Origin of the sequence: Brevundimonas sp. UBA7534, from assembly GCF_002479325.1 — a bacterium.
Classification (GTDB): domain Bacteria; phylum Pseudomonadota; class Alphaproteobacteria; order Caulobacterales; family Caulobacteraceae; genus Brevundimonas.
On the sequence record NZ_DLMO01000171.1, the window covers coordinates 1 to 3,037 of the forward strand.

The following is a 3,037-nucleotide window of genomic DNA, read 5'->3' on the forward strand; positions in this document are numbered from 1 at the left end:
AAGACAGCACGCGCGACGGCGGAAAGCCCGCCGACGCCACGCCGAGTTCTGTCGCGGCGTGGTTCGGGCCGTTCGCCCACAGGGACTTCGTTCTGGTCTGGCTGGGTCGGTCGGCGATGACCACCGGCTTTGTCGTCGGCAGCGTCTATCTGCTCTACTTCATCGCCGCGGACACGAACTTCCAGGCCCGTTACGCCGCGCCGCCAGAGGCGGGCCTGGCCCTGCTGACCGGCGTGTCCTTCGGCGTGGTGCTCGGGGTTTCGCTGGTCCTGGGACTGGCGGGCGGAAGGCTGCGACGGCGGCGCGGGGCGGCCGTGACCGGCGCGGCGGTGCTGGCGCTGTCGGGCGGGCTTCTGGCGATGGCGTCGGACTGGCGGTGGGTGGTCGCCGCCTTCGCGGTTCACGGCCTGGGCACGGGCATCTACTACGCCGTGGAGACGGGCCTGATGGTCGACGCCCTGCCGCCGCGCGACCGCAGGGGCGGGGACCTGGGCCTGATCAACCTGGCCGCCGCCCTGCCGCAGGCCTGGGCGCCGTTGATGGCCCTGGCGGCGCTGGATGTCTTTCAGGCCGGCTATCGACCGGTGCTGTGGCTGTCGGCCGCCGCCTTCGCCTTCGGCGCTGTCCTGTTCGCGGCCTTGAAGCGGAACTGAATCCTAGGCCCGGGCGCGCAGACCGGCCGCGCGCTCGGCCAAGACCAGCGCGCCGCTCTCTCGGGCCACGGCCTCGGCCTCCAGCAGCCCCAGCGCCAGGGCTTGGGGCGCCGTCTTGCCGACCGTGCGCCGCGCCAGCGTCAGGCGAGCCATGCCCAACTGGTCGGCGACCCAGTCCAGCGGGGCCTTGCCGGCGGCCGGCAGACGGTCGCGCAGCCGCGTCTCGATCTGGTCCAGTCCCGCCCGGTCGCCGACCTCGGCCGCCAGGGCGATCTCCCGCGCAAGCCGTCGTTCGCGCGCCAGGGCGCCCAGCACCAGCCCCTGGCCCTGGGTCAGGGCCTCGGCCTGGACCAGCGGCATCAGAGGGCCGTCGCCTTCGCCGGCCTGGGCCACCTGGATCGCGGCCCAGTCCAGCGGGCTGTGATCGGGCGTGAACTGTTCGGCGGCGGCCTGGAACATCATCCGCCCCTGCGCCTGGGCCTCGGGATGACCGGCGGCGGCGGCCAGGGCCGACAGTCCGGCCCCGCAAAGGCCAAGCACCCGCGCCCGGCTCAGCGGCCGGCGATCGGGCGAAAAGGTCTCGGCCAGGGCGCTCAGGTCCCGGCCGGCCCGGTCCAGCATTCGGCTGTCGCGGGTCAGCACCCCGATCTCCAGCGCCAGGGCGGCGCGCTCCAGCTTCAAGTCGTCGGCGTTGGGCAAGCCCTTGGCCTCAGCGGCCCGCACGGCGGCGTCCAGCGCGACAGACGCCTCGTGCAGCGCGTCCGCCTGGCCCGACAGCCGGGCCTGGCGCGCCTGGATCAACGCTTGGGCCGCCGCCGCCTCCGCCGCCACCCAGCCCCGGCGCGTCGGCCCGGCCGAGGCCAGGGCCTCCAGCGCCGCCGCCAGTCGTCCCGGATCGCCGCACAGGTCGAACCGCAGCAGCAGGACCTGGGCCCGGTCGATGGCGGCCAGCACACGCTGATCGTCCGATCCGGCGGCGCGCGACAGGCTCTCGGCGGCGCGTTCGGCCCGGTCCAGGCTGTCGCCCGCGCCGGTGCGACGGGCGTGCTCGCGCCACAGGGCGCCGGCGCGACGTTCCGTCTCGAAGGGGCGAGCGCACGACACGCGGCCGGCGTCAATGGATTCGCGGCGCGCCTCGGCCTGCAACAGGTCCGCGCCGATCAACTCCACCCAGCCCAGGTCCTCGCTCTCGCGCGCCTTGTCGAACAGTTTGCGCAGATCTCGGCCGAACTCGAACATGGGCGACTCGCGTGTATTCCCGGTTCGGGACGAAGGTTGCGCCCCAGGCGTCTGCAAAGCAAACGCGACGCCGCCGCTCCGGTTCGCTCCGCCTTATCCCCAGCTTCAGTCCAGCTTGGGCGCGCGCTCGCGACATTGGCGCAGGGCGGCTCGCGCGGCGGGGGTGTCGGCGGTCAGCTGGCGCACGCCCTCGATGCGCGCGCGGGTCTGGTCGTTTTCGGCCGCCTGGCTGGTGCGGCCCGTCGCTGTGCCCGCCCGCATGGCCGCCAGCGACCAGTAGAGGGCGGCGTCATACAGGGCCCGGCCTTCCTGGCTTTCGCCGCCTTCAAGTTCCGACGCCGCCTGGGTCAGGCCGGCGCAGCGCACCGCTTCCTCATAGGAGACCAGCCCGCCTAGGGACTGGGCGAACAGAACGGCGGCGACGGCGGGTGCGAAAACCATGATGCCTCCGGCGCTAAAGCGCCCGACGGGCGGAACGATGGCGCCTTCGCGGCGTCGTGGGAAGCGTCGTTTCGCGCTCAACCGCGCTCGCGCGTCTTCATGAAGGCGATCTTGGGGAAGCGCTCGCCGACGTAGCCGGTCTCCCACGACGACTTGGCGAGGAAAACCGGATTCTGGTCGATGTCCACGGCCATCTGCGGCCGGTACTTGCCGGCGAAATCCTCCAGATCGGCCTTCTCTCCGGCGATCCAGCGCGCCTCGGCGTAGGGACTGTGCTCGAAGATGACTTCCAGACCGTATTCCTCGCCCAGCCGGTCGGCCATGACCTCGAACTGCAGTTGCCCGACGGCGCCGACGATGAAGTCCGAGCCCAATTCTGGCCGGAACAGCTGGGTCACGCCTTCCTCGGCCAGGCCTTCCAGCGCCTTCTTCAGGTGCTTGGCCTTCAGGGGGTCCTTGACCCGCACGCGCTGAAGGATTTCGGGGGCAAAGTTGGGCAGGCCGGCGAACCGGATCATGCCGCTTTCCGACAGGCTGTCGCCGACGCGCAGCACGCCGTGGTTGGGAATCCCGATCACGTCGCCGGCGAAGGCGTCCTCGGCCAGTTCGCGGTCCGAGGCGAAGAACATGATGGGCGCGTTCACCGACAGCTGCTTGCCCGTGTTCTGGACCTTCAGCTTCATGCCGCGCTTGGAGCTACAAGG

3 protein-coding genes and 1 pseudogene are annotated in these 3,037 nt (G+C 71.9%); 1 reads left to right on the plus strand and 3 read right to left on the minus strand.

Going from position 1 to position 3,037, the window contains the following annotated elements:
- Positions 1-653, plus strand: a 653-nt coding sequence (locus B2U11_RS14395; RefSeq protein WP_292072755.1) for an MFS transporter, incomplete at its 5' end; no start/stop codon positions are given.
- A 3-nt stretch (positions 654-656) separates the two neighbouring features.
- Here the strand turns inward: B2U11_RS14395 and B2U11_RS14400 are convergent.
- The 3 genes and pseudogenes from B2U11_RS14400 to prfC form a co-directional block, all read right to left on the minus strand.
- The gene (locus tag B2U11_RS14400; protein WP_292072757.1) at positions 657-1,892 is read right to left on the minus strand and encodes a hypothetical protein; all 1,236 of its coding nucleotides are present in this window, start codon (positions 1,890-1,892) and stop codon (positions 657-659) included.
- Between the two features lie 105 nt (positions 1,893-1,997).
- Positions 1,998-2,333: a hypothetical protein gene (locus B2U11_RS14405; RefSeq protein WP_292072759.1), complete on the minus strand. Its 336-nt coding sequence runs from the start codon at positions 2,331-2,333 to the stop codon at positions 1,998-2,000.
- A 77-nt stretch (positions 2,334-2,410) separates the two neighbouring features.
- Positions 2,411-3,037: pseudogene (gene prfC / locus B2U11_RS14410) on the minus strand (peptide chain release factor 3); the annotation flags it as partial.

Coding starts and splice junctions, on each gene's coding strand:
- B2U11_RS14400 (WP_292072757.1), bottom strand. CDS start 1,892: ATGTTCGAGTTCGGCCGAGATCTGCGCAAACTGTTCGACAAGGCGCGC.
- B2U11_RS14405 (WP_292072759.1), bottom strand. CDS start 2,333: ATGGTTTTCGCACCCGCCGTCGCCGCCGTTCTGTTCGCCCAGTCCCTA.